Source organism: Paraburkholderia dilworthii (assembly GCF_000472525.1).
Lineage (GTDB): Bacteria > Pseudomonadota > Gammaproteobacteria > Burkholderiales > Burkholderiaceae > Paraburkholderia > Paraburkholderia dilworthii.
On record NZ_AWZT01000008.1, the window covers coordinates 130,681 to 157,649 of the forward strand.

At 62.6% G+C, this 26,969-nt stretch carries 22 protein-coding genes; 9 read left to right on the forward strand and 13 right to left on the reverse strand.

Going from position 1 to position 26,969, the window contains the following annotated elements; all coding sequences use genetic code 11:
- Positions 1–28: 28 nt before the first annotated feature.
- From F759_RS0110230 to F759_RS0110245, 3 genes are all read right to left on the reverse strand, one after another.
- Positions 29–1,348, reverse strand: coding sequence for an MFS transporter (locus tag F759_RS0110230; RefSeq protein WP_027799768.1), 1,320 nt, complete (start codon positions 1,346–1,348; stop codon positions 29–31).
- A gap of 284 nt (positions 1,349–1,632) precedes the next feature.
- Positions 1,633–2,391: an SDR family oxidoreductase gene (locus F759_RS0110240; RefSeq protein ID WP_013587565.1), complete on the reverse strand. Its 759-nt coding sequence runs from the start codon at positions 2,389–2,391 to the stop codon at positions 1,633–1,635.
- A gap of 66 nt (positions 2,392–2,457) precedes the next feature.
- A complete protein-coding gene (locus F759_RS0110245) occupies positions 2,458–3,897 on the reverse strand; it encodes an aldehyde dehydrogenase family protein (protein WP_027799769.1) in 1,440 nt (479 codons plus the stop codon).
- 278 nt (positions 3,898–4,175) lie between these two features.
- On the opposite strand from F759_RS0110245, the gene ppa reads away from it, so the two are divergent.
- Together ppa and F759_RS0110255 are read left to right on the forward strand one after the other, a co-directional pair.
- Positions 4,176–4,703 carry an inorganic diphosphatase gene (gene ppa / locus F759_RS0110250; protein ID WP_027799770.1) on the forward strand — a complete coding sequence of 176 codons (528 nt, stop codon included), beginning with the start codon at positions 4,176–4,178 and terminating at the stop codon, positions 4,701–4,703.
- Positions 4,704–5,053: 350 nt separating this feature from the next.
- On the forward strand, positions 5,054–7,168 hold the full coding sequence (locus F759_RS0110255) for an FUSC family protein (protein WP_027799771.1): 2,115 nt from the start codon (positions 5,054–5,056) through the stop codon (positions 7,166–7,168).
- A 95-nt stretch (positions 7,169–7,263) separates the two neighbouring features.
- Here the strand turns inward: F759_RS0110255 and F759_RS0110260 are convergent, their stop codons facing one another.
- Positions 7,264–7,590 (reverse strand): GIY-YIG nuclease family protein, encoded by a 327-nt coding sequence (locus tag F759_RS0110260; protein ID WP_027799772.1) that lies wholly within the window; start codon positions 7,588–7,590, stop codon positions 7,264–7,266.
- Between the two features lie 8 nt (positions 7,591–7,598).
- A complete protein-coding gene (locus F759_RS0110265) occupies positions 7,599–8,768 on the reverse strand; it encodes a GNAT family N-acetyltransferase (protein ID WP_027799773.1) in 1,170 nt (389 codons plus the stop codon).
- Between the two features lie 156 nt (positions 8,769–8,924).
- Here F759_RS0110265 and F759_RS0110270 point away from each other — a divergent pair, with 156 nt between their 5' ends.
- Together F759_RS0110270 and F759_RS0110275 are read left to right on the forward strand one after the other, a co-directional pair.
- Positions 8,925–10,664: an NAD+ synthase gene (locus F759_RS0110270; RefSeq protein WP_027799774.1), complete on the forward strand. Its 1,740-nt coding sequence runs from the start codon at positions 8,925–8,927 to the stop codon at positions 10,662–10,664.
- A gap of 151 nt (positions 10,665–10,815) precedes the next feature.
- Positions 10,816–11,154 carry a P-II family nitrogen regulator gene (locus tag F759_RS0110275; protein ID WP_027799775.1) on the forward strand — a complete coding sequence of 113 codons (339 nt, stop codon included), beginning with the start codon at positions 10,816–10,818 and terminating at the stop codon, positions 11,152–11,154.
- Positions 11,155–11,385: 231 nt separating this feature from the next.
- On the opposite strand, the gene F759_RS0110280 is transcribed toward F759_RS0110275, so the two are convergent.
- The 5 genes from F759_RS0110280 to F759_RS0110305 all read right to left on the reverse strand — a co-directional run bounded on the left by F759_RS0110280 (position 11,386) and on the right by F759_RS0110305 (position 16,467).
- Positions 11,386–12,507, reverse strand: a complete 1,122-nt coding sequence (locus F759_RS0110280; protein ID WP_027799776.1) for a porin — start codon at positions 12,505–12,507, stop codon at positions 11,386–11,388.
- A gap of 618 nt (positions 12,508–13,125) precedes the next feature.
- Positions 13,126–13,905, reverse strand: a complete 780-nt coding sequence (locus F759_RS0110285) for an ABC transporter ATP-binding protein (protein WP_027799777.1) — start codon at positions 13,903–13,905, stop codon at positions 13,126–13,128.
- Between the two features lie 44 nt (positions 13,906–13,949).
- The gene (locus F759_RS0110290; RefSeq protein WP_027799778.1) at positions 13,950–14,663 is read right to left on the reverse strand and encodes an ABC transporter permease; all 714 of its coding nucleotides are present in this window, start codon (positions 14,661–14,663) and stop codon (positions 13,950–13,952) included.
- Positions 14,660–15,349 (reverse strand): ABC transporter permease, encoded by a 690-nt coding sequence (locus tag F759_RS0110295; protein ID WP_027799779.1) that lies wholly within the window; start codon positions 15,347–15,349, stop codon positions 14,660–14,662. Before F759_RS0110295 ends, F759_RS0110290 begins: the two co-directional genes overlap by 4 nt.
- A 341-nt stretch (positions 15,350–15,690) precedes the next feature.
- A complete protein-coding gene (locus F759_RS0110305; RefSeq protein ID WP_027799780.1) occupies positions 15,691–16,467 on the reverse strand; it encodes an ABC transporter substrate-binding protein in 777 nt (258 codons plus the stop codon).
- Between the two features lie 402 nt (positions 16,468–16,869).
- Here F759_RS0110305 and F759_RS0110310 point away from each other — a divergent pair, with 402 nt between their 5' ends.
- Positions 16,870–17,580, forward strand: a complete 711-nt coding sequence (locus F759_RS0110310) for a pirin family protein (RefSeq protein ID WP_027799781.1) — start codon at positions 16,870–16,872, stop codon at positions 17,578–17,580.
- Positions 17,581–17,830: 250 nt separating this feature from the next.
- Here F759_RS0110310 and F759_RS0110315 read toward each other — a convergent pair whose 3' ends face one another.
- A complete protein-coding gene (locus F759_RS0110315; RefSeq protein ID WP_027799782.1) occupies positions 17,831–18,367 on the reverse strand; it encodes a periplasmic heavy metal sensor in 537 nt (178 codons plus the stop codon).
- Positions 18,368–18,587: 220 nt separating this feature from the next.
- Here F759_RS0110315 and F759_RS0110320 point away from each other — a divergent pair, with 220 nt between their 5' ends.
- Positions 18,588–19,313: a response regulator gene (locus F759_RS0110320; RefSeq protein WP_027799783.1), complete on the forward strand. Its 726-nt coding sequence runs from the start codon at positions 18,588–18,590 to the stop codon at positions 19,311–19,313.
- Positions 19,297–20,613, forward strand: coding sequence for an ATP-binding protein (locus F759_RS0110325; RefSeq protein ID WP_027799784.1), 1,317 nt, complete (start codon positions 19,297–19,299; stop codon positions 20,611–20,613). The genes F759_RS0110320 and F759_RS0110325 overlap by 17 nt, the downstream gene beginning before the upstream one ends.
- 268 nt (positions 20,614–20,881) lie before the next feature.
- Here F759_RS0110325 and F759_RS0110330 read toward each other — a convergent pair whose 3' ends face one another.
- Positions 20,882–21,148 carry a double-stranded DNA-specific endonuclease gene (locus F759_RS0110330; RefSeq protein WP_013338549.1) on the reverse strand — a complete coding sequence of 89 codons (267 nt, stop codon included), beginning with the start codon at positions 21,146–21,148 and terminating at the stop codon, positions 20,882–20,884.
- Between the two features lie 113 nt (positions 21,149–21,261).
- Entirely contained in the window at positions 21,262–22,953 is a 1,692-nt protein-coding gene (locus tag F759_RS0110335) for a sensor domain-containing diguanylate cyclase (protein WP_027799785.1), read from the reverse strand.
- A gap of 757 nt (positions 22,954–23,710) precedes the next feature.
- Here F759_RS0110335 and F759_RS0110340 point away from each other — a divergent pair.
- On the forward strand, positions 23,711–25,462 hold the full coding sequence (locus tag F759_RS0110340) for an ABC transporter permease (protein ID WP_027799786.1): 1,752 nt from the start codon (positions 23,711–23,713) through the stop codon (positions 25,460–25,462).
- An 89-nt stretch (positions 25,463–25,551) separates the two neighbouring features.
- Positions 25,552–26,898 (forward strand): ABC transporter ATP-binding protein, encoded by a 1,347-nt coding sequence (locus F759_RS0110345; RefSeq protein ID WP_013338552.1) that lies wholly within the window; start codon positions 25,552–25,554, stop codon positions 26,896–26,898.
- The last annotated feature ends 71 nt before the right edge of the window (positions 26,899–26,969 follow it).

A 26,969-nucleotide genomic window follows, 5' to 3' on the forward strand; every position in this document is an offset into this window, starting at 1 on the left:
GCCAAGGCGCCAACGTCATCCAGTCAATTCACCTGTTAACCATCTTCGCCGGCACACTAACCGCAAGCAAACCGCCGAGCACCATAAACGCCGCTAACATGTACATCCCCGAATCGTTAGCCGCAGTCGCCTGCTTAAGCCACCCCACCGCATACGGGCTAAGAAACCCCGCCAGATTCCCAATCGAATTAATCATCGCGATCCCGGCTGCCGCACCTGTACCAGCAAGAATCGCCGTCGGCAGGCTCCAGAACAGCGGCAACGTGGTGAGAATGCCCATAGTCGCGAGCGTGAGAGAAGCCATCGCCAGCAGCGTGTTCTGCGCCCACACAACCGATAGCACCAAACCGATCGCGCCCGCGAAAGCGGGTAACGCAATATGCCAGCGCCGCTCGCGTGTGCGGTCTGCGCTGCGCGCAACGAACACCATCGCGACAACAGCCGCCGCGAACGGAATCGCGGAAAGCAGGCCGATCATCAGCGCATCGGTCACGCCGGTCGCCTTGATAATGGTCGGCAGCCAGAAGCTCACGCCATACAGGCCCATCACGAACGAGAAGTAGGTGAAGCTCAGCATCAGCACACGGCCGCTCGTCAGCACCTGGCGAATCGGCATGTCGTGCTTGGTGGCTTCCTCGGCGGACACGTGACGCTCGAGCAGTTCCTTCTCTTCCTTCGTCAGCCACTTCGCTTTCGAAATACGGTCGTCGAGCGCGACGAACACGAGAATGCCGACCAGCACCGACGGTATCCCTTCCAGCAGGAAAAGCCACTGCCAGCCGTGCCAGCCGTTCGTCCCATTGAACGTCTTGAGGATATAGCCCGATACTGGCCCGCCGATCACGCCCGACAGCGCAATGGCCGTCATGAACCACGTCGTCATGCGGCCGCGCCGATGCGACGGATACCAGTAGGTGAGATACAGAATGATGCCCGGGAAGAAGCCCGCTTCGGCCACACCGAGCAGAAAGCGCATCACGTAGAACATGGTCGGCGTGGTGACGAACATGGTCAGCATGGAGATCACGCCCCACGACACCATGATCCGCGCGATCCACACCCGCGCGCCCACCTTGTGCAGAATCACATTGCTTGGGATCTCGAAGAAAAAATAGCCGACGAAGAAAATGCCCGCGCCGAAGCCATAAACCGCATCGCTCAAGCCAAGGTCGGTCGTCATTTGCAGCTTCGCAAAGCCGACGTTCACGCGGTCCAGATACGCGACCACGTAGCACAGCATCAGGAGCGGCGCGAGCCGCCAGTTGACCTTGCGATAGGTCGCTTGTTCGAACGTGGAGGGCGGCGCACCGGCGCCGGGATGGTGGAGCGGATCTGCGGGACTAGCCATGACGTCTCCTCTCTTGTTGTGGAATTGAAATGCCGCGCCGGTCGATTCTAGCCGTGCGGCGCGGCTCGCACGGCAATTAGATACCGGGGGAAAACACTGAGCCGGGCAAGCAGCGCGCGCGAACGGCGCTTGCTCAACGCGCCTCTACGGACGCCATCAGCGGCGCTGTGACGACAAAGCCGAAGGCAAACGCAGCGCCAACGCGAATGCCGACGCGAACGCCGACGCGAACGCCAACGCTGACGGGAAACGCCAACGCTCAACGCCGACGCAAAACGCAAGCTCTACACGCAGCGCCCGCCATCCACTTCAAGACACACGCCGGTGATGAACTCCGCTTCGTCCGAAGCGAGATAGAGCGCGGCGTTGGCGATGTCCTGCGGCGTCGAAAAGCGTCCAAGCGGAATGCCGGCGAGAAAGCGCTTGCGGTTCTCAGGCGTGTCTTCGACGCCCATGAATTCCGAGAGCAGCGCCGTTTCGCCGATCACCGGATTCACGCAATTCACGCGAATTCGGTCCGGGCCCAACTCCACGGCCAGCGACTTGCTCGCGATAATCACCGCGCCCTTGCTGCCGTTGTACCAGACCAGCCCCGGGCGCGGCCGCACGCCGGCCGTCGACGCGATGTTGATGAAGCTGCCGCCGCCTTGCTCGCGAAAGTACGGCACGAACTCCTGCACGCTCCAGTAGATGCTCTTGACGTTCACCGCGTACACGCGGTCGAACTCGGCTTCCGTGACTTCGAGCACCGGCTTGTTGCGATGCGTGGTGCCGGCATTGTTGACGACGATCTGCACGCTACCGAAGTCTTCCAGCGCCGCCTCGCGCAGCTTTTGCCAGTCCTCGCGTTGCGCGACGTTGCCCGCGACCGCGATAGCCTTGCCGCCCGCCAGCGCAATTTCGCTGGCGACGCGCTCGGCGGCGGGCCCGTTCAGATCGTTGACCACGACGTTCGCGCCTTCGCGCGCGTAGGTCTTCGCGATGCCTTCGCCGAAACCCGAGCCGCCACCTGTGACAATGGCCGTTTTACCTGTCAACCGCATGATGTCTCCGCTGTTTGTTGTGAGTGACGAGCCCTAAGTGTTGATACGCGAACCGGGCCGTATGACCTAACCGTGTCGGATCGCAATAGTCTTCAGCACCGTGAAGCCATACAGCGCCTCAAAACCCTTCTCGCGGCCGTGGCCCGAATGCTTGACGCCGCCGAACGGTAATTCGACGCCGCCGCCCGCGCCATAGTTGTTAATGAACACCTGGCCCGAGCGCAGACGCCGCGCGAGACGCATTTGCCGCGCGCCGTCGCGCGTCCATATGCCGGCCACCAAACCGTATTGCGTGCCGTTCGCAAGCGCGAGCGCTTCATCCTCGTCGTTAAAAGGCATCGCGGCGAGCACCGGTCCGAACACTTCATCGCGTGCGAGACGGTGGTTTGCGGGTACGTCACGCAAGAGCGTCGGTGCCTGATAAAAGCCGCTTTCCGGCGCTTCGGGAATCACTTCGCCGTGAGCCGCCATCGCGATGCCGTCGTGTTGCGCGTCGGAGAGGAAATCCCACACGCGCCGTTGCTGCTTCGCGTTGATGAGCGGCCCGCAATCGAGGTCCGCGTGCGAGGGGCCCACGCGCAGCGCATTGAACGCGCCGCTCAGCCGATCGAGCAGGGGCTCGTAAATCGCGCGGTCGATCAGCACGCGGCTACCGGCTGAACACGTTTGCCCAGCGTTCTGCACGATCGCCGACACGAGCACCGGCAGCGCGGCGTCGAGGTCAGCATCGGCGAATACGATTTGCGGCGACTTGCCGCCGAGTTCGAGCGTGACCGGCACATGGTTTTCGGCGGCCATTTGCGTAACCAGCTTGCCGGTCTCGGGCGAGCCGGTAAACGAAATATGATCGATGCCCGGATGACGCGCGAGCGCCGCTCCCGCTTCGTGTCCATAACCGGTGACGATGTTCAGCGCGCCCGGCGGCAAGCCCGCTTCGGCTGCCAGTTCGGCGACGCGCAACACCGAAAGACACGCGTCTTCGGCCGGTTTGACGACGCATGCGTTGCCGACGGCAAGCGCCGCGCCCACACTGCGCCCGAAAATCTGCATCGGATAATTCCACGGCACGATGTGGCCGGTGACGCCATGCGGCTCGCGGATCGTCATCACCGTGTAGCCGGCCTGGTACGGGAGAGTTTCGCCATGCAGCTTGTCGGCCGCTCCGGCGTAGAACTCGAAGTAGCGCACGAGCGCGGCCGAATCGGCGCGCGCCTGTTTGAGCGGCTTGCCGGTGTCGCGCGCTTCGAGTTGCGCGAGCTCTTCCTGGCGCTCGGCGACCAGCATCGACAGCCGGTACAGCACGCGCCCGCGTTCGGCCGCGCTCGCCGCGCCCCATGCGCCTTCGAAGGCGCGGCGGGCGGCGTGGACGGCGGCGTCGATATCCGCAGCCGTGCCGCGCGCGAGCTGCGTGAACGGCTGGCCGTCCGAGGGATCGAGTACGGCGATCGTCTCGCCGCCTGAAGCAGCGGACCACTCGCCGCCGATGAAGTGTCGGGCTTCTTCCATGCAGACTCCTTGAGATGTCGCGCAGCAGGCGTACGGTCGACTGAACATTCAACCGGACGCGGTTACGCGGTGTTCACAAACCACGGGCACAACCGAGAGACGCCAGACGATTATCGCGCCGATCCGGCGGCGGATGCCATCGGCCGATTGGCTATAATGGCGCATTCCGTACTGTCCGGCCGCAGCGCTCATGCTCGAGGCGAGTTTCACGACGCATGCCCTTCGAGCCCACGCGCCGCATGCCGTGCTCCGAATTCCATCCTGACCAGAGAGCGCTCATGAGCTTCAATCACGTCCCCGCAGGCAAAGACCTTCCGCAAGATTTCAACGTCATCATCGAAATCCCGGCGCAAAGCGACCCGGTGAAGTACGAAGCCGACAAGGATCTGGGCCTGCTCGTCGTCGACCGTTTCATCAGCACCGGCATGCGCTATCCGGCCAACTACGGCTTCATTCCGCAAACGCTGTCGGGCGACGGCGACCCGGTCGACGTGCTGGTGATCACGCCGTTCCCGCTGCTGGCAGGTTCGGTGGTTCGCGCACGCGCGCTCGGCATGCTGCAAATGACCGACGAATCGGGCGTGGACGCCAAGCTGATCGCCGTCCCGCACGACAAGATTTGCCCGATGACCGCCAATCTGAAGTCGATCGACGACGTCCCGGCGTACCTGAAAGACCAGATCAAGCACTTCTTCGAGCAATACAAGGCGCTCGAGAAGGGCAAGTGGGTGAAGGTCGAAGGCTGGGCGGACCTCGAAGCCGCGCACAAGGAAATCAGCGAAGGCGTGGCGAACTACAAGAAGTAAGCGGGTTGGCGCTCTGATCGAACCGAACCATCGCTTCGCCGATCCAGCCGCTTCATGCATAAACCGCGCGAGCCTGAAAGGGCCGCGCGGTTTTTTATTTGGCGTCGATTCCTGGACAAGAAGCCTTAATGTCGCATTGCCAGGTCGCATGCGAGTCAGGTATAGCCGCAGTGCATCCCTGCGATGAACCAAAGCCATTTTTATATCTCGGTGTAAACCCTTATGATTTGTGGCCTGCGGCGGATCGTCCAGGCCGCGGCTATGGCTGCGGCAACGCACGATTCACAGCAACTCGGCAGCAAGTCGGCAACAACCCCGCAACAACCCCGCCTTGGGAGCGCACCGTCCGGATGATCAACCGCAAGTCCAATCCGCCAACTTCTTCGCCTCGCTGGTCGAACCGGCTGTATGCGATCATGACGGCGATCTATCGGAAGCGGCCGGTATGGATGGTGTCGTTTTCCGCCAGCGAGGCGAGTCTCTCCGAAGGCTTGCGTGCCGCGTGCGCATCCACGGCGATGCTCGTGCTCGGCAACCTGCTGCACGATCCGGTTTTCGCGTGGGCGGCGATCGGCGCCTTCTGGACCTGTCTCGCGGATGCCGCGGGCTCCAACCGCGCCCGCTTCGCTTCGATGATGGGCTTCGCGCTGCTCTCCACGCTATGCGGCGGGCTCACCGCTTTTGCGTCGGCAGAGGGAACGGCGTTTGCCGCGCTCGCGGTGCTCGTTTTCACGACCCTCGGCGCATTCGGCCGCATCTGGGGCGCGGCGACGTCGCAAGTGACGATTCTCGTTGCAACCGCTTGCGTCGTCATGGTCGACCGGCCCATGCGCGATGTTCGCGAAGGACTCGCGTTTCTCGGCGTCTATCTGATCGGCTGCCTGTTCGCAGTTGCGCTGAGCCTGACGGTGTGGCGCATTCAACCGTTTGGCGCAAGCCGCGCTTCGTTGCGCACGGTGTATCTGCGGCTCGCGGACATTGCGTTCGACAGCGCCCGTCTGCTTCAACAGCGCAGCGCGCCGCGCGAGTGGGCGACGCATGCCGCGAGATTTCGCGCCGATGCGCGCGCCGCGCTCGAACGCTCCCGCAAGGCGCTGGCGAGCGTGCCGGCGACGAGAACAGGCGCGCGCGAGACGTATGACACGCTGCTCGCCTTGCTGACCGAAGGCGAGGCGTTGTTCGCGTATCTGATCGCCGTGTCGGGAGCATGCGAAAAAATGCCCGGCGATGAACGGCGCGCGACGCGCGCGGCTCATTTGCTGACGGGCATGGGCGAGACGCTACGCGCCCTCGGCGCGGATGCGAACGAAGGGCGCTGGACGCATCTTGCCGAATTGCAACTACGTTTGCGGCGGCTCGCGCGGCGTCTGGAAAACGCGCTGATGGAGCCGGTGAAGCTCAAATCGGATTTCGAACTCGTCGACTTCGCACCGGTGCAGACGCCGCCGCGCTTCGCCGACCGCATCGCCGCAATGCTTGCGCGAGTCTGGGCGACGCTGAAGGCCAATCTGTCGCTCGCGTCCGTCGGTTTGCGCCATGCGGCGCGCGTGGGCGTGACCACGACCGCGGGCTTTCTCGTGATCCGTGCGCTCGGCTTGCCGTTCGGATATTGGGCGACGATGGCGACGCTGCTGATCCTTCAACCGTCGATTGCGGCGACCTGGCCACGCAGTATCGAGCGGGCGGCGGGCAGCATCGTCGGCGGGGTGCTGGCGGCGGGCATCGGCTATGCAATTCATTCGCCGCTCGGCATCTCGCTCGCGGTCTTTCCGCTCGTCATGGCGACGATGGCGTTGCGCCCCGTCAGCTACAGCCTGTTCGTGCTGTTTCTTACGCCGACGTTCGTGCTCGTGGCCGACTTCGCGACACCGGGCGCGAGCGAATTCGCGTACGCGCTCACGCGCCTCGGCAACAATGTGCTCGGCTGTGTACTGGCGCTTTTCGCCACGTTCTACCTGTGGCCGACGCGCGAAAAGACCGACTACCGCACGTATCTTGGCGATGCGGTGCGCGCCAACATCGCGTATCTGATCGCGGCGCTCGAGTCGCCTCGTCAAAGCGAAAAGGACATGGAACGTTTGCGCCGGGCAGCGGGCCTCGGCAGCAACAACGCCGAGGAAGCGATTGCGCGCATTCGCCTCGAAAAACTCGAGGACTCGCTGGTCGATACTGTGACGCTGACGGTATTGAGTCTGCTGCGCAAGATGGCGGGCACGGCGACGCAACTTCGGCTGAGTGTGAACGGGCGCCGTCCGGACGGTAGGGACGATATGCACGAGGAGCTTCGTGCATGGATCGCGGCGGTGAACGACGATATCGAGGCCGCGCTGAATCGGACCATCCTGCCGCTGCGGCACGAGCTTCCGGCGCGCGATCGGCTGACGTCGCTGGAAGCCGACGCGGTGGGAGAGCTTGCGTTGATGCAGCGCTTGCTCACCGAGCGTATGCGCGAGGCGCGGGGTTGATCTCTCGTGCGATGGTTCGACGACGAAGGTAAGAGCTGACGGGGAAGAGCGAAAGGCGAACGAAGCTGCTGCCCGAACGCACCAACGCAGCACCATCACGGCATGCCGTTTCCCTCGTTCGCCTCCTCGGCGATAGTCGAGGTCAGTTCGACCAACGGCACGACAGAGTCCAGCGTGCGTCCACCTGCGGCAAGCGTGCGCTTTTCCGAAGGCGCGAGACGCTTGACCCAATACTCGGCGCGCGAAGCACTGGAGCGGTCCGCCAGTTCGAACGACGCCAGCACGCGCACCGGCTTGCGCGAACGGGTATAGCGCGCGCCCGCGCCGCTCAGGTGTTTGTCGAAGCGCGCCTGCACGTCGGTCGCGATGCCGGTATAGATGCTGCCGTCCGAGCATTCGAGCAGATAGAGAAACCACGCCATGATGCGCGTCAGCCTTTGAACGGATTATGTTCGCGCAGCTCGTCCACATACGAGTGGATGCTGTTCTTTTCATTGTCGAGGAAGTGGCCCACGGCATCGGCGAAGGCGGGATGCGCAAGCCAGTGCGCCGAGCGCGTCACCGTCGGCAAAAAGCCGCGCGCCATTTTATGTTCGCCTTGGGCGCCGCCTTCGAACGCGCCGAGTTTTTCTTCGATGCAGAATTCGAGCGGCTGATAGTACGCGGTTTCGAAGTGCAGACACGGCACGTGTTCGAGCGCGCCCCAATAGCGGCCATACAGCGTGCCGCCGGTTTTCGCGTCGCGCTGATAAACGACGAGCGAGCTCGCGATCGGCTTGCCTTCGTATTCGGCGATCACGAGCAGCAGATTCTCCGGCATCGACGCGCCGATCATGCGAAAAAAATCGAGGTTCAGATAGGGAGTCGAAAAGTGCTCGCGGTAGGTCTGCCGATAGCACTTGCTGAACAGGCGCCAGTCGGCGTCCTGAATGTCTTCGCCGCGAATCCGGCGCATCGTGACGCCGGCCTCGCGTACTTTGCGTCGTTCCGCGCGGATGTTCTTGCGTTTCTTCTGTTCGAGCGTCGAGAGGAAATCGTCGAAGTCGCGGTAGCCGTCGTTGAGCCAGTGAAACTGCACGCCCTCGCGTTGCATCATGCCCATTTCGGTGAGCGCGTTGGCTTCTGTCTCGGTCGGAAACAGCACATGAAGCGACGACACGTCGGCCTGCTCGGCGAACGCCATCAATGTGGCCGCGAGATGCCGCAGCGCGTCTGTGTCGGCGGCTAGCAGGCGGTTGCCTTGCACGGGCGTGAACGGCACGGCGCACAAGAGCTTCGGGTAATACGGCAAGCCGTTGCGCTTGTACGCATCGGCCCAGGCCCAATCGAACACGTACTCGCCATACGAGTGGCCCTTCAGATAAACCGGCGCGGCCGCGGCGAGCTTGCCCGTCAGCGGATCGGTCAGCGTGACGAATTGCGGCGCCCAGCCCGTGTCGGCAACCGCGCAACGGGTCGCGTGCAGCGCGCTCAGGAATTCATGCCGCAGAAAAGGTGTGGGCTGCAGCTGCTGAGCAAGAAGGGCGTTCCATTCGTGCGCGTCCACCTCGGAGGGCGACGCCAGAATGCCCGTGCGATAATCAAAGCGTTCCTGATTCAATCTGTGTGACTGTCCCAATGAGCGACGCGGCGCGCGTTATATACCATCAAGCGCTGCGTCGTTCGTTTATCCAAGTTGGCCGGTCCGTCGAACCCAAAACAAGCCGCCTTTTTTGCAAGCCCTTCGCAAGCCCTTCGCTTGCCCGTCGATCCTGCCATGAAGACACGAATCGCTCTTGCTCAAATCAATGTCACTGTCGGCGATTTCGCCGGCAACGTCGCGAAGATCGTCGCTGCCGCGCGTGACGCGCACGGCGCCGGTGCAAAACTGCTGGTCGCGCCCGAACTCGCGTTGTCCGGTTATCCGCCCGAAGATCTACTGCTGCGCCCCGCGTTCTACACCGCGAGCGCTGCCGCGTTGGCAGATCTTGCCGCGCAGCTGATGCCGTTTTCGGGCTTGCACGTGATCGTCGGCCATCCGTTACGCGACGTGGGCAACAGTCCGACCCAGGGTCATGTTAATGCAAACGCGCCAATCCAGCGCGGCGTGCCGCCGGTGGATACGTTCAACGCGGCGTCGCTACTCGTGGACGGCAAGGTGGCCGGCACCTATCGCAAGCAGGATCTGCCCAATACCGAGGTGTTCGACGAGAAGCGCTACTTTGCGTCGGACGCGCAGCCGTTCGTGTTCGAGCTGGACGGCGTGAAGTACGGCGTCGTGATCTGCGAAGACGCGTGGCATGCGTCGGCTGCGCAAATGGCGAAGGCGGCGGGCGCCCAGGTGCTGCTGATTCCGAACGGCTCGCCGTTCCATCTGAACAAGGAAGCAGTGCGTTTCGACATTCTGCGCGCGCGGATTCGCGAGACCGGGTTGCCGATGGTCTACGTCAACATGGTCGGCGCGCAGGACGAACTGGTGTTCGACGGCGGCTCCTTCGTGCTGGACGCGCAGGGCGAGCTCGTCGCGAAAATGCCGCAGTTCGAAGAGGCGACTGCGATCGTCGAGTTCCAAAACGGCGCGCCATTGCGCGGCCAGACAAACGGCGCCAACAACGCCAACAACGCCAACAGCGGCATGGCGCCGGAACTCTCGCTCGAAGCGCAGGTTTATGCGGCGCTCGTGATGGGCGTGCGCGACTACGTGAACAAGAACGGCTTTCCGGGCGCGTTGATCGGTCTGTCGGGTGGTGTCGATTCGGCCCTCGTGTTGGCGGTGGCCTGCGACGCGCTGGGCGCGGACCGCGTGCGCGCGGTGATGATGCCGTCGCGCTACACGGCTGATATCTCGACCACGGACGCCGCCGACATGGCGCGACGCGTCGGCGTGCGTTACGACGAAATCGCGATTGCGCCGATGTTCGACGCGTTCCGCAGTTCGCTCGCGCAAGAGTTCGAAGGCTGCGCCGAAGACGCCACCGAAGAAAACATCCAGGCCCGCATTCGCGGCACGTTATTGATGGCGCTGTCGAACAAATTTGGCTCGATCGTCCTGACCACCGGCAACAAGAGCGAGATGGCGGTGGGTTACTGCACGCTTTATGGCGACATGGCCGGCGGCTTTGCAGTGATCAAGGACATCGCCAAGACGCTCGTTTATCGCCTGTGCCACTACCGCAACGAGGCCGCCGCGTTCGGCAAGCAGAACGTGATCCCCGAGCGGATTCTGACTCGCGCGCCGTCCGCGGAATTGCGCGAGAACCAGACGGACCAGGACAGCTTGCCGCCCTACGACGTGCTCGACGCGATCATGCGCATGTACATGGAAGAGGACCGCTCGCTCGCGGAAATCATCGCTGCGGGTTACGCGGCCGAAGACGTGAAGCGGGTCACGCGGCTCATCAAGATCAACGAGTACAAACGTCGTCAGGCGCCGATCGGCATTCGCGTCACGCATCGCGCGTTTGGCCGCGACTGGCGCTATCCGATTACATCGCGCTACACCGAACCGGTGGAGTAAGCAGACTCGGTCGCCCGTGGCCGGCAAGCGGCAGGCGGGCGCCCGGTCGCAGCGCTGTGCGCCGCCAGACTGCCGCAACGCATCGCGCGCGGCGTAGAATAAAAATCATCCATTTCCCTTTCACTCTTCCAGTCACGAGACGAGGTTCGCCATGAAGCGCATCACCGCAGTCATCAAACCGTTCAAACTCGACGAAGTGCGCGAGGCGCTCGCTGAAGTCGGCCTCACGGGCCTGACAGTCACAGAAGTCAAAGGGTTCGGGCGGCAGAAAGGCCATACCGAGCTCTATCGTGGTGCAGAATATGTCGTCGACTTTCTGCCGAAGGTGAAGATCGAGGTGGTGGTCGCCGACATGCAGTGCGACCAGGTGATCGACGCGATTATCGGCGCGGCGCGCACCGGCAAGATCGGCGATGGAAAGATTTTCGTCGCCGACGTGGAGCGCGTCATTCGCATTCGTACCGGCGAAGAAAACGAAGCGGCAGTCTAAGCCGCTCGCGCACCGAAGCGGTGCGCCGGCGCGTGAATTGAACGGCGCCAAACCGGTCCGTGTCAAACAGTCCGCGCCAATAAAAAACGGTGCGATACCCTTTCGGACATCGCACCGATACGCGCCTCTCGCAGCAGCGTGAAAAAGATTCTCTTGAAGAACTTCTGACTACGCCCCGAAAAGACTTCCTCGGGGCGCCCCGAGGGAAATCCCTCGGGAAACACCGTTCGATCAGAACGTGTGTTGAATACCTGCGTACACACCGGTCTGGCTGTGACCCGGCAGCGGGTTCTCGTTGTACGTAGTCGTGCCGCCCGAAGTGATGTTGCCGCCAGGGCCGGCCGCGTTCGCGTCGAGACCGAAGTTAGCCGTCTTGCTGTTACGTGCGGTCGCGATCTGGATGTCCAGCAGCGTGCGCTTGGACAGGTTGTACGAACCGCCGACCGTATAGATCGTTGCGTTGCCGCCGCCCTTGTTCGCGTTCACGTGATACACAGCGGCGATCAGTGCGGCAGCCGGTGTGGCTTGCCACGTCACACCACCCCATTCATGATCGAGCGACGTCGGCGACGTGCCTGCAGCGCTTGCAGCAGCAGACGTGCGCACTGCCTGGTATGCGCCCTGGATCTTGAACTGACCGAGGAACACGTTGAAGGCTGCCGTGTATTCGCGCGATGCGCTGAACGGGTCGGTGAAGTTGCCGTTTGCGCTGTTGCGAATTTCGTCGTAAATACCGCGGACCTGGAACAGCGACGACGTGTACGTCAGTTGCAGACCAGCTTCACGGCCTTGCGGGGTCGTGCCGTTGCCGTTCCAGTTCGTTGCGTTCGACAGTGCGTACTGGCCGTACATGTCGAAGCCGTAGAACTTCGGCGACTGGTAAGCGATGTTGTTGCTCGATTGCGGCCAGTTGCGGCCACGCACCAGCGATGCCGACGACCAGTTCGATTGACCGAACGGATCGAAGTCCCACACGCCGTTCGAGATGAAGAGCATACGGCCCATCGTGAACGTACCGTATGCATTGTTCGACAGACCGACCGTTGCCCAGCGATTGAAGAGACCGCCGCCGCCAGGACCCGCGCCCGTCATCGTGTTGAACGAGCCTTCCAACTGGAACAGGACCTTGTTGCCGCCGCCGATATCTTCGACGCCCTTCATGCCCCACAGGCTCGTGCCCCAGTCACCGCTTTCCGCGCGCCAGCGCGAGGTGGAACCGGTGTAGTTGGCGTTCGGCAGACCGCTGATATATTCGAGACCCGCATCCAGGCGACCATACAGTGTCACGCTGCTTTGAGCATGCGCAACAACGCCGGCCGACATCAGCGCAGCGGCGAGCAAAGCTTTCTTCATCTTCTCCTCCATACCCTGTCAAAAAGTGAAACCCAGTACTGCGAATGGTGTTCGGACGCAAGCCGCGCCGAACAGAAATCGGTACCAGGGAGATTAGCGGGCGGATTAGGTCTCCTGTCCTGACGTGCAGCCTTGGGACTGTCTCGTCGTCATGCCGATCCCTCGCCGACCGGTTCTCCTCTGTGCTTTGAAGTAAAACTACTTTTAATGAACTTTGTTTTGCTACTTTGGTTACTAATTTATCAAAAATACACTTGTGTGGGAGAAGAAATTAGTACCGGCGTTGACCTGTGTCTCCAAATTGCAATACCGATGTGTGCAAAGGCGCTCTGCGGCACCCTGAAAAATAGCGGAATCCCTTATGGGACAAGGGAATCACGGATCGGCGGAGGGAAGATCAAGGATTGCCACTATTGACGCTTCCAATAAGGCAGGGTAAGGCGCAAACGCGCGGCTGAGAGGGCGATGCAGCGGAGTTTTCGTGGCCGAAACCTGCAGATTACGCAGGTGACCGAAACAAAAAAGGCGCTCGTAAGCGCCTTGTAAAACTACTTCGACTACAGCCTGGTATTGAGACTTTCGAGCACGTCTCAAATACCAGGCTGTGCGATATATCCGCTATTTGAGACTTCCGGAAAGAAACTGCTTCAGGCGCTCGCTGCGAGTGTTCCTGAACACTTCGTCGGGCTTGCCTTCTTCTTCGACGCGGCCCTGGTGCAGGAACATCACGTGGTTCGATACGTTGCGCGCGAACGCCATTTCATGCGTGACGACGATCATCGTGCGGCCTTCTTCGGCAAGCGTCTGCATGACCTTGAGCACTTCGCCGACCAGTTCGGGATCGAGTGCGGAGGTGGGTTCGTCGAACAGCATCACGTCGGGATGCATGGCCAATGCGCGCGCGATCGCCACGCGCTGCTGCTGGCCGCCGGACAGATGCGACGGATACTGCTTTTCTAGACGCGGCGCGAGGCCAACTTTTTCCAGATACTCGCGAGCGCGATCTTCCGCTTCCTTACGCTTCAACCCAAGCACATTGACGGGCGCCTCGACGATATTGTCGAGCACGTTCATGTGCGACCACAGATTGAAGTGCTGGAACACCATCGACAGTTTGGTGCGCACGCGCTGCAACTGCTTTGGATCGGACACGCGCAGCGCGCCGTGTTTGTCCGTTTGCGTGCGAACTTCTTCGCCGTCCACGAAGATGCGCCCGGCGTTCGGCTGTTCGAGGAAGTTGATGCAGCGAAGCATCGTGCTCTTGCCCGAACCAGACGAGCCGATCACGCTGATGACATCGCCGGCGTTGGCCTTCAGCGACACGCCCTTGAGGACTTCGTTGTCGCCGTACTGTTTGTGAAGCTCGTCGACGAAGAGCTTTTGCTTCGTGGTGTTCATCGGAATCCTTGGAGCTTGCTTACGGGCTGGGCGCGGTGCCCCGGTTATTTGCCTTGCGGCCGCAGGTAAGCGAGCCAGCGGCGCTCGGCGCGGCGGAACAGCCACACGAGCGCAAAAGAAATGCACAGATAAAGCAGGGCGGCGATGCCGAATGCATTGAACGATTGATACGTCGCCGAGTTGACGTCGCGCGCGATTTTCAGAATGTCCGGCACGGTCGCGGTGAAGGCGACGGTCGTGGCGTGCAGCATCAGGATCACTTCGTTGCTGTAGTACGGCAACGCGCGGCGCAGTGCCGAAGGCAGGATCACGCGCCGGTACAGCGTGAACGACGACATGCCGTACGCGCGCGCTGCTTCGATTTCGCCATACGGCGTGGCCTTGATCGCGCCGGCGAAAATCTCGGTGGTGTATGCGCAGGTATTCAGCGTGAACGCGAGCAGCGTGCAGTTCATGCCTTCGCGGAAAAATGCGTTGGTCAGCTCGTGATTGCGGACGATCTCGAGGCTGTACAAGCCCGTATAGCACAGCAGCAGTTGCACATAGAGCGGCGTGCCGCGAAAGATGTACGTGTAGAGCCACACGAGAGCCGCGAGCCATTTCTTCTTCGACACGCGCGCGACAGCGAGTGGAATCGATAGACAGAAGCCGAGCCCGATCGACACGACCAGCAGCCACAGCGTGATCGCGAGGCCGGTGAAGCGATAGCCGTCGGTATAAAGATAGTTGCGCCAGTATTCCTGAATGATCTCGATCATAGATCCGCCTTTCGCACGCCGGTCGAGTAACGCTTTTCGAGGTACATCAGCACGAAGTTGGACACTGTGGTGATGACGAGATAGATCGCCCCCGCGAACAGGGTGAAGAAGAAAAACCGCAAGGTGCCTTTGCCCGCGTCCTGCGAAGCCTTGACGACATCGGCGAGACCGATGATCGACACCAGCGCGGTGGCTTTGACCATCACCTGCCAGTTGTTGCCAATGCCGGGCAGCGCGAAGCGCATCATCTGCGGGAACATGATGCGCGAGAACACCTGCCAGCTTGTCATGCCGTAGGCCGCGCCGGCTTCGAGCTGGCCGCGTGGCACCGCGAGGAACGCACCGCGAAATGTCTCGGTGAAGTACGCGCCGTAAATGAAGCCCAGCACCGCGACGCCGGCCACGAACGGATCGATGTCGATCTGGTCCCAGCCGAGCAGGTCGGTCAGATTGTTTAGCCAGATCTGGATGCTATAGAACAGCAGCAGCATCAGCACGAGGTCGGGCACGCCTCGCACGAGCGTGGTGTAGACGGTGCCGGCGCCGTGCGAAAGACGGTTCTTCGACAGTTTCGCCGCCGCGCCGATGAGGCCCAGCAAGAAAGCAAGCACCAACGACAACACCGCCAGTTTGACGGTTTGCCAGGTGCCATTGAGAAGCAGCGGGCCGTAGCCTTGAAGGAACATATCGGGTCCTTGACGATGCGTTTGCGACACACCGCGAAAGACGCGGCAGGCTCCGCACCGCATGTACCGCGAGCTTCGCTCGCCGTGATCCGCGGCGCACAGCGCACCGCTGTGCAAATCATGACTGCATGACCGTTGCGGGTCTTGCAGCGCGCTTTTCGACTCTCTTTGAAACTAGACTGACTGTATTACGAAGCCCGAGGGAAGCCCATGCGGGCGAGCCCCGAGTCTCCTGATGCCACGCTCGAAGCCGTTAGTGCGACGTCTGGTGGACCGCCGGCTTGCTGCCGGGACAGTGGCCCGCTCAGTGGTCGCTCAGTGGCCGGTTCAGTGGCCGCCGCTCAGTGCCCAGGATAGATCTCGAAGTCGAAGTACTGCTTTTCGAGCTTCGTGAACGTGCCGTCCTGATGAACCTGTGCGAGCGCCCGATTGAACATCGTCTTCAGGTCGGTGTCATCCTTGCGCAGACCGATGGCCGTGCCTTCGCCGATGGTTTTCGGATCCTTGACTTCCGGGCCGGCCCACGCGAAGCCCTTGCCGCGCGGCGTCTTCAGGAACCCGGCGTCGGCCTGGATCTCGTCTTGCAGCGCGGCGTCGAGCCGGCCTGAGGTGAGATCCGCATAGACCTGGTCCTGGTTCTGATAGGGCACCACCGTCACGCCTTTGGGTTGCCAATAAGCCTTCGCGTAGGCTTCCTGGGTCGTGCCCTGCTCGACGCCAATGCGCTTGCCCTTTAGCGATTCAGCGGTGGGCAGGAGCGGCGAGCCCGCTTTGGCGATCATGCGCGCCGGGGCGTCGAACAGCTTGTCGGAGAAATCGATCTGCTCGCGACGCTTGTCCGTGACGGTCAGCGACGACACGATTGCGTCGAACTTCTTGCCCTTCAGAGCGGGGATGATGCCGTCGAAATCCTGCTCGATCCACACGCACTTGACGTTCATCTTTGTGCACAGCGCTTTGGTCAGATCGACGTCGAACCCGACTACCTGGCCGCTAGCCGCCTTCGATTCGAACGGCGGGTAGCTGGCGTCAACCCCGATGCGTACGGTTTTCCATTCTTTTGCCAAGGCGCCGGTGGCCATGACAGCAAGCGCTACGCACAGTGCGAGCTTCTTCATGTTTCTCCTGGGTCAAACTGATCGTCGTGGTGTCCGATCTCGACGAACGCCGGCTTGTGGCCGACCGTCGCTATTCTAGGCGGCCAAAATAGTCGGGCCGCTATAGCTTTGCCGCGCGGTCTCCCGCCCGCGGGCGCGCCTTCGGCCACCATGTGCGTTGAAAAGCGCGGTATTTTACCCGAACAGGGGCCCGGCGCCAGTGCGCGATCTCCACGGCGGCAGCGCTGAAGCACAGGCGTTGTGTATGCGCGACGCGTATGGCGGATCGGCCGCGATAGATCGTCCGCCTTCTCAGCGGATTACGCGGATTTGCGAAACGATCCGGTGCGTTCCTGGCCGATTGTCCGGCGAGCGCTCTGCCCATACATTCTGGCCATCGCCAAACTTCACAGGGAGTTCCTCATGATCGAGATTCGCCGTTCCGAAGAGCGCGGCCACGCTAACCACGGCTGGCTCGACTCGTATCACAGCTTCTCGTTTGCCGACTATCGCGACCCGGAGCATGTCCACTTCGGTCCGTTGCGCGTGATTAACGAAGACCGCATTGCCGGCGGCCAGGGCTTCGGCACACATGGGCATCGCGACATGGAGATCGTCACCTATGTGCTCGAGGGCGCGCTTGAACATCGCGACAGCATGGGCAACGGCTCGACCATCCGTCCGGGCGACGTGCAGCGCATGAGCGCCGGGACGGGCGTCATGCACAGTGAGTTCAACGCGTCGCAGGACGAAGAGGCGCATCTGCTGCAGATCTGGGTGATTCCGCGACGCGCGGGCGATCAGCCGGGCTACGAGGAAAAGCGTTTCGAAGCCGCCGACAAGCGCGGCCGGTTGCGCGTCGTCGCGTCGCCCGACGGGCGCGACGGCTCGGTGACGATCCACGCGGACGCGTCGATCTATGCGGCGTTGATCGACGGCACCGAAAAAGCTACGTTCGCGATGCCTGAAGGACGGCTCGCCTATGTGCACGTGGCGCGCGGCTCGCTGACGGTGAACGGCAAGGTGCTTGATGCAGGCGATGCGGCCAAAGTCAGCGAAACCGACACGGTCACGCTGGAGAAAGGCCATAACGCCGAAGTGCTCCTATTCGACCTGGGCCGGCTGGAAGGCTGAAGCGGTTGGTTCTGCGTACTTCATAGCGAGTTCGTTGCGCCTGCAACCAGCCGCGCGCCGCGCCTGCAACGACCCACAACGACCCGCAACGACCCGCAACGCGACGTGAATATGCAATGCATCATGGAAGAACGCCACGGAGAATCTCCGTGGCGTTCCTGCTTTGCGAAGGCGGCCGCACGGCCCGCCTTCGTTCAGCCTGCCTCGCATTGCGACGCGGGTCACTGCGGTGGTGCGGCTACCGCATGGCTTACTGACTTGCAGCCGGCGCAGACGCCGCGCCCTCGTGGCGATGCTGCAAGCGCTCGCGCATCTTCTCGTGACGCGATTCCATCTTCGCAAAGCGCTGTTTCAGCGCGGTGCTGACGGTGGTTTTCTGCTGGTCGTTCAAACCGTTATAGAACTTGAGCCATGCGTCCGTGGTTTGCTGGCGCAATTGCGCGTCTTTCTGTTCGATCTGCTGATGAGCGGCGGCCATTGCGTTCAGATCCAGAATCGGCTGTTGCTGCGCGGACTTGAACTGATTCTTCATCTGCTCGTGATTCGCGCGCATCGCCTCATGGCTCTGCTTCATGGTGTCCAGCGCGGCTTGCCACTGCTTTTCCTGATCTGCGTTGAGCTTCAGCTGGTCATGCAGTTGCGTGAGTTCTTTCATGAAGTGTCCATGCCATCCGCCGGGGCCGCCGTGCGCTTCATGAGCGGGTTGAGCGGCATAGGCTGCGCCCGCGCCGAGGGCGAGAGCACTGGCGGCAACGGCGAGGGCGCGCGAGATTTTTCTGGTGGACATGTAAGGCTCCTTTGTAATGGAATAGCCGACGATGCATCCGATCGGATTGACGGCCTGCATTCGGTAAGACACAGCGTAGAGAACTGCGTCACGCGCTGTGTTACGCGCTTTCGCGCCGCTGTTACGGGCCATTACGTGCAGCTTTCACCGTAACACCCGGTAACCCTTGAGGCCCGTTTGAAATCGAAAACCGTTCCTGCCGCGCGTTAAACTTCATCTCATGGCTACTCAAATACTTGTTGTCGACGACGACGTCGAATTGCGCGATCTTCTGCGCGACTATCTGGCCCGCCAGGGCATCGAAGTGTCGGTGCTGCACGACGCGGGCTCGCTCGAGCGCAGGCTCGAACGCGAGCGCCCCGATCTGATCGTGCTCGACCTGATGATGCCCGGCGTCGACGGGCTCACTGCATTGCGCAAGCTGCGCGCGTCGGGCGACGACATTCCCGTGATCATGCTGACCGCGCGCGCGGACGACGTCGACCGGATCGTCGGGCTCGAGCTCGGCGCGGACGATTACCTCGGCAAGCCGTTCAATCCGCGTGAACTGCTCGCGCGCGTGCAGGCGGTGTTGCGGCGGCGTCGTACGCTGCCATCGGCGGCGGCGCCGGAGCAGCGCGAGCCGTTCAGCTTCGGCCGCTTCACGCTGGACTTTCAATCGCGCACGCTGCATCTCGAAGACAGGCCGCTCACGCTGTCGGGCAGCGAGTTCGCGCTGCTGAAAATCTTCGTCAATCACCCCATGCGCACGCTGACGCGCGAGCGTCTGCTGGAACTACTGCACGGTCCGGAATACGACGGTACGGACCGCGGCATCGACGTGCAGGTGTGGCGTCTGCGGCGCATTCTCGAAACAGACCCGTCCACGCCGCGCTTCATCCAGACAGTGCGCGGGCGGGGCTATGTGTTCGTGCCCGACGGCGAACAACATGCGCCGGCCCATTGATTCGCTGTTCGGACGGCTGGCGCTGCTGGTCGTCGCAGTGTTGCTGCTGTCGCATTTCGCGTGGTACGCGCTCATGCGTCTCGAGCGCAATCAGTTGCAAGCGCGCTACGCCGTCGAGGAAGCTACTTTCCTCGTCGACGCGGTGCGTCAGCACGTGGTCCGCAACCCCGACCAGCCGTTGCCCTCGCGGGTGAAACTCGTCGATCCGGCGAGCCCCGAAGTGCCGCCCGAAACGTCGGACATGCCGCCGCCGCTCGAACGGTTTATCGAAGACGTGCGCGATCGCATGCCGTCCGGCACGCAGGTGCGCGTCGGCTTGCCGGGCCGGCCGCCCACGCTATGGGTACGCGGAACCGGCGACCCGAGCTGGATCGTCGTGCCGGTGCAGCCGCTGCGGCCGCCGCGCTCGCTCGATCGCACCGTCTTGTGGCTCGTAATGATTTTCTCTTTCGCGGTCATGGCGGCGTTGTTTGCCGCATGGGCGTTGCAGCAGCCATTGCGCTCGCTCGCTCAGGCGGTTGCGCGGTTCGGCCGCGGTCTGCCGGTGCCGCCGGTGCCCGAGCGCGGACCGCGCGAGTTGAGGCAATTGACGCACGGCTTTAACCAGATGGTTCAGGAAGTCGCGCGCACCGAGAACGACCGGGCGGTGATGCTCGCGGGCGTCGCGCACGATCTGAAGACGCCGCTTGCGCGCTTGCGGCTGCGCGCCGAAATGATGGACGAAGTGAAGATGCGCGACGGCGTGGTGCGCGACGTCGATTCGATGACTCACATCGTCGAGCAGTTCCTCGTGTTCGCGCACGACGGCGCGGATCGCAGCGAACCGGTCGACGTCGATGCGCAATGCGAGCGCGTCGTGCGCAGCTATCGGGCGGTGGCCTCGGGGGCGCCGGCCGTCGAAACTGACTTGCAGGCTGGTTCCGGGTTCATGCTGCCTGCCGCCACGCTCGACCGGATTCTGTCGAACCTGCTCGACAATGCGCACGCGTACGGCGCGCCGCCGATCGTCGTCGCAACCGCGCGCACGGCGGAAGGCTTTACGCTGTCGGTGAGCGACAACGGCAAGGGCATCGCCGCTCAGGATCTCGTCAACGCAAGCCGGCCTTTCGTGCGGCTCGATCCGGCGCGCGGCGGGAATGGCCACAGCGGTTTGGGGCTCGCCATCGTCGAGAGGCTGGTGCGGCGCGCGGGCGGAGAGTGGCAGATAGGCAACCACGGTGGCCGCGGCTTGCGAGTCTTGATGAGCTTTCCGTTCTCTGCCGTGCCTCAGGCGAGGACTGCGTCGGAAAGCGTCTGGTGATCCGGCTCACAGGCGTGGCGTTGCGCCGCGCCTGTCGCTACGACGGCTGCAAGTGCTGGTTGCAAACGTTGATTGCAAACGCTGGTGGCAAGCGCTGATTCCAAGGGCTGATCGCAAACGTCCGTTACACGCGCCTGTTGCACGCGCCGGTTTCAAACCTCCGTTACACACGTCCATTGCACACGTCCATTGCACGCGTCCGCCAGTCACAACCGGGGCGACGAAGGCAAGCGACCGAACCCCACAGCGCGTTCCGAAAACCGCCTGCCTAGTCGGAAAAGAGAGTGTTCAGCGCATTCGCCGCTTCACTATCGACCGTATTCCACGTCACGCTTTCGGCCTCGAAAATATAGTGGGTCGTGTATTTGCCGAGGCGCGCGAGTATCTCTTCCTGAATGACTTCAGGCGCGACTTCCAGCTTCAGATACCACGCGGTGGACGACAGGCGCGTCTGGAACGCGCCGTACTCAGCCAGCAGATGATCGAATGCGTCAGCATCCTGATCGCGGCAAACAATGACCAGATTTCCCTTCATGCGAATCTCCCGTTAAAGCGGTAGCGACAACTCGAGGTCATTGTCGATCATACCTGCTGCTTGCGGGAGGCTCCACGCGCCGGCTTGCGCTGCGTCAGATAGCGGACTCGCCGTTACCAGATGTTGGCGACGGTGCGCGCGGGTGGGGCGGTGTCGTCGGGCGGCAGCGCTTCCGTGCGGTCGCGGCCGCCGGTCTTGGCCGCGTAGAGTGCCGTGTCGGCGCGGCTCATGATGCGCTCGGGGAGATCGTCCACGGAGAGTTCGGTGATGCCGATGCTCACGCTGAGCGTGACGGAGGCGGGCAGCTTCGGCGATGGCACGGCCTTCAGGCGCAAGCGCAAGCGCTCGACGACTTCGCGGCCGCCGGCAAGATCGGTGGCCGGCAACAGCAGCCCGAACTCTTCGCCGCCGAGCCGGCCGATTGCATCGGTGCCGCGCAGTTCCGCGCGGCAGGTATCGACGAAATGTTCGAGCGCGCGGTCGCCGGCGGCATGGCCGAAGCGGTCGTTGATTTGCTTGAAGTGATCGAGGTCGGCAATCGCCATGCACAGCGGCTGGTTGCCCCGATGCGCGCGGTCGATCTCATGGCGCAACAGGTCGAGGAAATAGCGGCGCGACAGCGCGCCCGTCAGCGCGTCGTGACGCGCCTCCGCCGAAAGCAGCGTATTGGCCGATTGCAGCTGTTCGGCAAGATCGCGCGTGGCCCGATGGTGACGCCGCTCGCGCACGTACGACACCGTGATCACCCACGCGAGCGCCACCGTGCCGGCCAGCGTCAGGAACACCAGCAGATGATCGCGCTTATGGTTGCGCAGCAGCTCGGGCCATGCGGAGAGCGGCTCGACGAGATGCGCGGACAGTCCGGAATTCAGGCCGCCGCGAGTCTGATACAGCGATGGACTGGGCTGTCCGGCCGCACCGAACAGCTGTCCCGCGACAGCCGCGGACACCCACGGCGCCTGCTCGCGCACCTGAGCATCGACGTGAATCTGGATATCCGGGAACATATCGCGGCGATAGGTCGTTGTGCGGTCCGCGGCACTCATCGTCGTCACGCGCGAGTTCGGCAGCACGTGGCCTTCGAGCCTGCTGTCGTGCGCCATGATGATGACGCCGTTATCGTCGGCGACGAAGGTGCCGGCATGCGCAACCCAGTGGCGCAGCCGCGCGATTCCCACCTTGGCGACGACCGCCCCGGTCAGTTCGCCGTCCGCATAGACCGGCACGGCGATGAAGATGCCCGGCTCGCCACTCGTGCGGCCAACGCCATACGCTTCCGAGAACGCGCCCAGCAGCGCGCTCGTCAGATAAGCCCGCACGCGCATGTCAACGCCGACGAAGGAGCTGCGCGCCGCCCGCGTATCGGTAGGGGCATCGCTCGAAGCCACGCAGACGCCGTTGGCATTCACGAGCCACACCTGATCGAGCCCGGAGAAGCCCTGAGCGCGATGCAGGAAAGTGCTCACGCCGGTCATTCGTGGATCTTTTAGCAACGCGGCGCGCAGGGCGGGTTCCGTCGCCTCGCCGTTCGCGGCATAATTCCGGGATTGCACCAGGGCGTTCTGGACCACGTCCATTTCGGCCATGGTTGCGGGGATGGCCCGCGACATCGCGAGGTCGCTCGCGATCACCTCTGCCATGTTGTCGACAATCGACGCGGACATCTGGCGCTGCGCGTTCAAGGCCGCGCCGAGTTCTTGCTGTACCATCCGGTCCGCGACCATACCGGCCACGAACCAGCAAGCCAGTACGATCAGCATGAAGCCGATTGGGCCGGCTGCCTGGCGCAAGGTTGTCTTGTTCATCGACCCTCTGATCCGTCTGGCTGAGTCATGCAACTAGCTTATTCGTGGCAGCGCCGCAGCGCTGTTTCGCCCGGCGTTTCGTGGTTATGGGGGCTGCCGGTCATGCGCGGCCGTTTTGGCCCAGGATAAAACCACCAGGACAGGAGCATCTTTGTGGATTTTAACCGTCGTGGGGCCAGACGCCACCGTTATTGAAGCAATGAGATCCATGTGGGCCGCACCCATCAGGCTCTTAACGGCAGCCTTGCCGGTTTCTTGATGCCGCGTTCGGCTCCGGGAGGCGGGGCCACGCGATTGCGGCGTCACTGAGAGCCACCGGTCTTGTCGTCGATGGACATGCGAGTGCTCATCAAAGAGGCGCACGGCACGGCCGGCTGTCCCTGGCGGAAGCCCGCTGTCAGGTCATTGCCGGGCCGTTGTCAGGCGGTCGCTGCAAGTTGCCGCGATTTGCCTTCAAAGGTTGTGCCTGAAACATAGGATGGTGTAGTGTCGTGCCGTCCAAAACAAAGGAAAGCTCGCCAGCCTACGGGCGGCGCCCGCGGCGACAGGATTCTGGCTTGACGGTTGCGGTTCCGGGGCGGTTTGTTCCCGGGCACTTCTGTCGCTGGTCCACGTGTCTCCAACGCTAACGATTTACCGCGCACACGCGTTTTGCCATGCCTGATTTCCGCTTTCCGGACCGATCGTCAGACCGCCGCGCGGCAGCCGCGGCCTCGTTCGCGCGTTTGTTCGCCTGTATGAACGAGGAGTGGGTCTGATGGATTTCAGCTTTAACCTGAAGCGCACCGCCAATGCGTCGGCATGGCGCGTGCTGCCCAACCGCTGGGACTTCGTTGCGTTCCCGCTGATCATCTGCATCATCGCGATGGCGGCGATCGGCTTTCATGAGACGCTCGCGCCGATGTCGACGTTGAAGACCCAGTCGATCTCGCTCGATCCGGCGAATCTGCCCGAGTACGCGATGCGGACCACATTGCGCATGCTCGCGGCGATGGTTGCGTCGCTGATCTTCACGCTGATCTACGGCACGCTCGCCGCGAAGAGCCGCCGCGCCGGTCTCGTGCTCGTGCCGATTCTCGACATACTCCAGTCGGTGCCGGTGCTCGGCTACATCTCGTTTACGGTCACGTTCTTTCTCGCGCTGTTTCCGGGCCGCGTGCTCGGCGCCGAACTCGCAGCGATCTTCGCCATCTTCACGAGCCAGGCGTGGAACATGACGTTCAGCTTCTATCAGTCGCTGCGCACGGTGCCGCGCGATCTCGACGAAGTCTCGCGCGGCTTTCACCTCACTTCATGGCAGCGCTTCTGGAAGCTCGAAGTGCCGTTTTCGATGCCTGGCCTCATCTGGAACATGATGATGTCGATGTCGGGCGGCTGGTTCTTCGTGGTCGCGTCGGAGGCGATTACCGTCGGCAACAACACGATCACGCTGCCGGGCATCGGCGCTTATCTGGCGCAGGCGATCGTCGTCAAGAACCTGCACGCGATCGGTTGGGTGATTCTCGCGATGACCGTCGTGATTCTCGCGTATGACCAGTTGCTGTTCCGTCCGCTCGTCGCATGGGCCGACAAGTTCCGCATGGAAACCACCAGCTCGGGCGACGCGCCGGAATCGTGGCTGCTCGATCTGATTCGCCGCACGCGCCTGATTCACCGCTTGCTGGTGCCGCTCGGCTGGATGTTCGCGAAGGCCGCGCGTGTGCCGTTCCGGCTGCCTGCGTTGCAGAGACCGCGCTTCCAGATTCCGCAGATCCAGAAGAGCTCGCGCGTTGGCGACATCGTGTGGGGCGCGCTGGTGCTGATCGGCACCGTCTATGTGGTGTATCGCGTGTTCATCTACGTGCGCACCGGCGTTTCGCTCGACGAAGTCGGTCACGTCCTCATGCTTGGCCTCATCACGCTATTGCGAGTGGTGCTGCTGATTGCGATCGCGTCGGTGATCTGGGTGCCGGTGGGCGTGCTGATCGGCTTGCGGCCGGCGCTCGCCGAGAAGATTCAGCCGCTCGCGCAGTTCCTGGCAGCGTTCCCGGCCAATCTGCTGTTTCCGGTGTTCGTGATCGCGATCGTGCGCTTCAATCTGAACCCGGATATCTGGCTGTCGCCGCTGATCGTGCTCGGCACCCAGTGGTATATCCTGTTCAACGTGATTGCCGGCGCCACCTCGTATCCGAACGACTATCGCGAAGCGGCCAAGAATTTCCACATTCGCGGCTGGCAATGGTGGCGTCAGGCCATGTTGCCGGGCATTTTCCCGTACTACGTGACGGGCGCGATCACCGCGTCCGGCGGCGCGTGGAACGCGAGCATCGTCGCGGAATTCGTGCAGTGGGGCGACACCAAAGTCGCGGCGCACGGACTCGGCGCCTATATCGCGCAGTCCACCGCCGCGGGCGAATATCCGAAGATCATTGTGGGCATTGCGGTGATGTCCCTGTTCGTGACGCTCTTCAACCGCCTGTTGTGGCGTCCGATGTACGCGTACGCCGAAGCCAAACTTCGGCTGGACTAAGCGCCCCCGACCCTGCCGCCCGCACAGGCCCTTGGGGCGTGAAAAGTTTGGGCGGCCTGGCGTTTCTTGAGAATTGAAGGCATAACGCGATGCAAAATCCTAAAGCTGCTATGACCGCCGCGCCGATCCAGACGCCGCCGAAGCCGCCGCGCCTCGGTGAAGAGATCCTGCGCGTCAAGGACGTGTGCCGCGGTTTCAACAAGTCGCAGGGCGAACTGCTTGTTCTAGACGACGCCAATCTGTCGCTGCGCGAAGGCGAGATCGTCGGTCTGCTCGGGCGTTCGGGTTCGGGCAAGTCGACGTTGCTGCGCATCATCGCCGGTCTGATCGAGCCGACCGACGGCGAAGTCACCTATATGGGCAAGCCGCTCGACGGTCCCGCGAAGGGCGTCGCGATGGTGTTTCAGACCTTTGCGCTGTTTCCGTGGCTGACCGTGCTGCAAAACGTGGAAGCCGGACTCGAGGCGCAGGGCGTGGCCGCGCGCGAGCGACGCGAGCGCGCGCTCGCCGCGATCGACCTGATCGGTCTCGACGGTTTCGAGAACGCGTATCCGCGCGAGTTGTCGGGCGGCATGCGCCAGCGCGTCGGCTTTGCGCGCGCGCTGGTGGTCGATCCCACGTTGCTGCTGATGGACGAACCGTTCTCCGCGCTCGACGTGCTGACCGCAGAAACGCTGCGTACCGATCTGCTCGACTTGTGGACGCAAGGCCGCATGCCGATCAAGGCGGTGTTGATCGTGACGCACAACATCGAGGAAGCCGTGTTCATGTGCGACCGGATTCTGGTGTTGTCATCGAATCCGGGCCGCGTGATCGCCGAGATCAAGGTGCCGTTCAAGCATCCGCGCAATCGTCTCGACCCCGCGTTCCGGCGTCTGGTCGATGAGATTTACGCCAAGATGACCGCGCGTCAGACGGACGAGAAAACCAGGAAGGGGCTTGAGCTGCACAGCTGGTTGCCGCATGTGTCGACTAACCTGATGGCCGGTTTGATCGAGACGCTCGCCGCCGCGCCGTATCACGGCCGCGCGGACATGCCCGAAATCGCGCGCTCGCTGCATCTGGAAGTGGACGATCTGTTCCCGGTGGCGGAGGTGCTTCAGCACCTCGGTTTCGCCGACGTGCGCGAAGGCGACATTTTCCTGACGCCGCCCGCGCGCGTGTTCGCCGAATTCGGTACGCAGGAACGCAAGATGATGTTCGCCGAGCATCTGTTGCGTCATGTGCCGCTCGCCGCGCGAATCAAGAAGGTATTGAACGAGCGTCCGGGGCACCGGGCGCCGCGCGTGCGCTTCGAGCAGGAACTGGAGGATTTTCTGTCCGACAGCGCCGCCGAGGAAACGCTCGACGCCGTCATCAACTGGGGCCGTTACGGCGAAATTTTCTCGTACAACGATCAGACCGAAATCTTCAGTCTGGAAGACGTGGAGTCTTGAGCGCGTCGGCGCTGTAGCGCGTCGCTCAATGAAAACGGCAGGCGAGACCCTGCCGTTTTTCGTTCTGCCGC

Excerpts from the sequence above, each read along its gene's own strand:
- F759_RS0110320 (WP_027799783.1), top strand. The coding sequence starts at position 18,588 with ATGGCTACTCAAATACTTGTTGTCGACGACGACGTCGAATTGCGCGAT.
- F759_RS0110335 (WP_027799785.1), bottom strand. The coding sequence starts at position 22,953 with ATGAACAAGACAACCTTGCGCCAGGCAGCCGGCCCAATCGGCTTCATG.
- F759_RS0110325 (WP_027799784.1), top strand. The coding sequence starts at position 19,297 with ATGCGCCGGCCCATTGATTCGCTGTTCGGACGGCTGGCGCTGCTGGTC.
- F759_RS0110275 (WP_027799775.1), top strand. The coding sequence starts at position 10,816 with ATGAAGCGCATCACCGCAGTCATCAAACCGTTCAAACTCGACGAAGTG.
- F759_RS0110255 (WP_027799771.1), top strand. The coding sequence starts at position 5,054 with ATGATCAACCGCAAGTCCAATCCGCCAACTTCTTCGCCTCGCTGGTCG.
- F759_RS0110280 (WP_027799776.1), bottom strand. The coding sequence starts at position 12,507 with ATGAAGAAAGCTTTGCTCGCCGCTGCGCTGATGTCGGCCGGCGTTGTT.
- F759_RS0110240 (WP_013587565.1), bottom strand. The coding sequence starts at position 2,391 with ATGCGGTTGACAGGTAAAACGGCCATTGTCACAGGTGGCGGCTCGGGT.
- F759_RS0110330 (WP_013338549.1), bottom strand. The coding sequence starts at position 21,148 with ATGAAGGGAAATCTGGTCATTGTTTGCCGCGATCAGGATGCTGACGCA.
- F759_RS0110260 (WP_027799772.1), bottom strand. The coding sequence starts at position 7,590 with ATGGCGTGGTTTCTCTATCTGCTCGAATGCTCGGACGGCAGCATCTAT.
- F759_RS0110230 (WP_027799768.1), bottom strand. The coding sequence starts at position 1,348 with ATGGCTAGTCCCGCAGATCCGCTCCACCATCCCGGCGCCGGTGCGCCG.
- F759_RS0110345 (WP_013338552.1), top strand. The coding sequence starts at position 25,552 with ATGCAAAATCCTAAAGCTGCTATGACCGCCGCGCCGATCCAGACGCCG.
- F759_RS0110270 (WP_027799774.1), top strand. The coding sequence starts at position 8,925 with ATGAAGACACGAATCGCTCTTGCTCAAATCAATGTCACTGTCGGCGAT.
- F759_RS0110245 (WP_027799769.1), bottom strand. The coding sequence starts at position 3,897 with ATGGAAGAAGCCCGACACTTCATCGGCGGCGAGTGGTCCGCTGCTTCA.
- F759_RS0110305 (WP_027799780.1), bottom strand. The coding sequence starts at position 16,467 with ATGAAGAAGCTCGCACTGTGCGTAGCGCTTGCTGTCATGGCCACCGGC.
- F759_RS0110315 (WP_027799782.1), bottom strand. The coding sequence starts at position 18,367 with ATGTCCACCAGAAAAATCTCGCGCGCCCTCGCCGTTGCCGCCAGTGCT.
- F759_RS0110285 (WP_027799777.1), bottom strand. The coding sequence starts at position 13,905 with ATGAACACCACGAAGCAAAAGCTCTTCGTCGACGAGCTTCACAAACAG.
- F759_RS0110295 (WP_027799779.1), bottom strand. The coding sequence starts at position 15,349 with ATGTTCCTTCAAGGCTACGGCCCGCTGCTTCTCAATGGCACCTGGCAA.
- F759_RS0110340 (WP_027799786.1), top strand. The coding sequence starts at position 23,711 with ATGGATTTCAGCTTTAACCTGAAGCGCACCGCCAATGCGTCGGCATGG.
- F759_RS0110290 (WP_027799778.1), bottom strand. The coding sequence starts at position 14,663 with ATGATCGAGATCATTCAGGAATACTGGCGCAACTATCTTTATACCGAC.
- F759_RS0110310 (WP_027799781.1), top strand. The coding sequence starts at position 16,870 with ATGATCGAGATTCGCCGTTCCGAAGAGCGCGGCCACGCTAACCACGGC.
- ppa (WP_027799770.1), top strand. The coding sequence starts at position 4,176 with ATGAGCTTCAATCACGTCCCCGCAGGCAAAGACCTTCCGCAAGATTTC.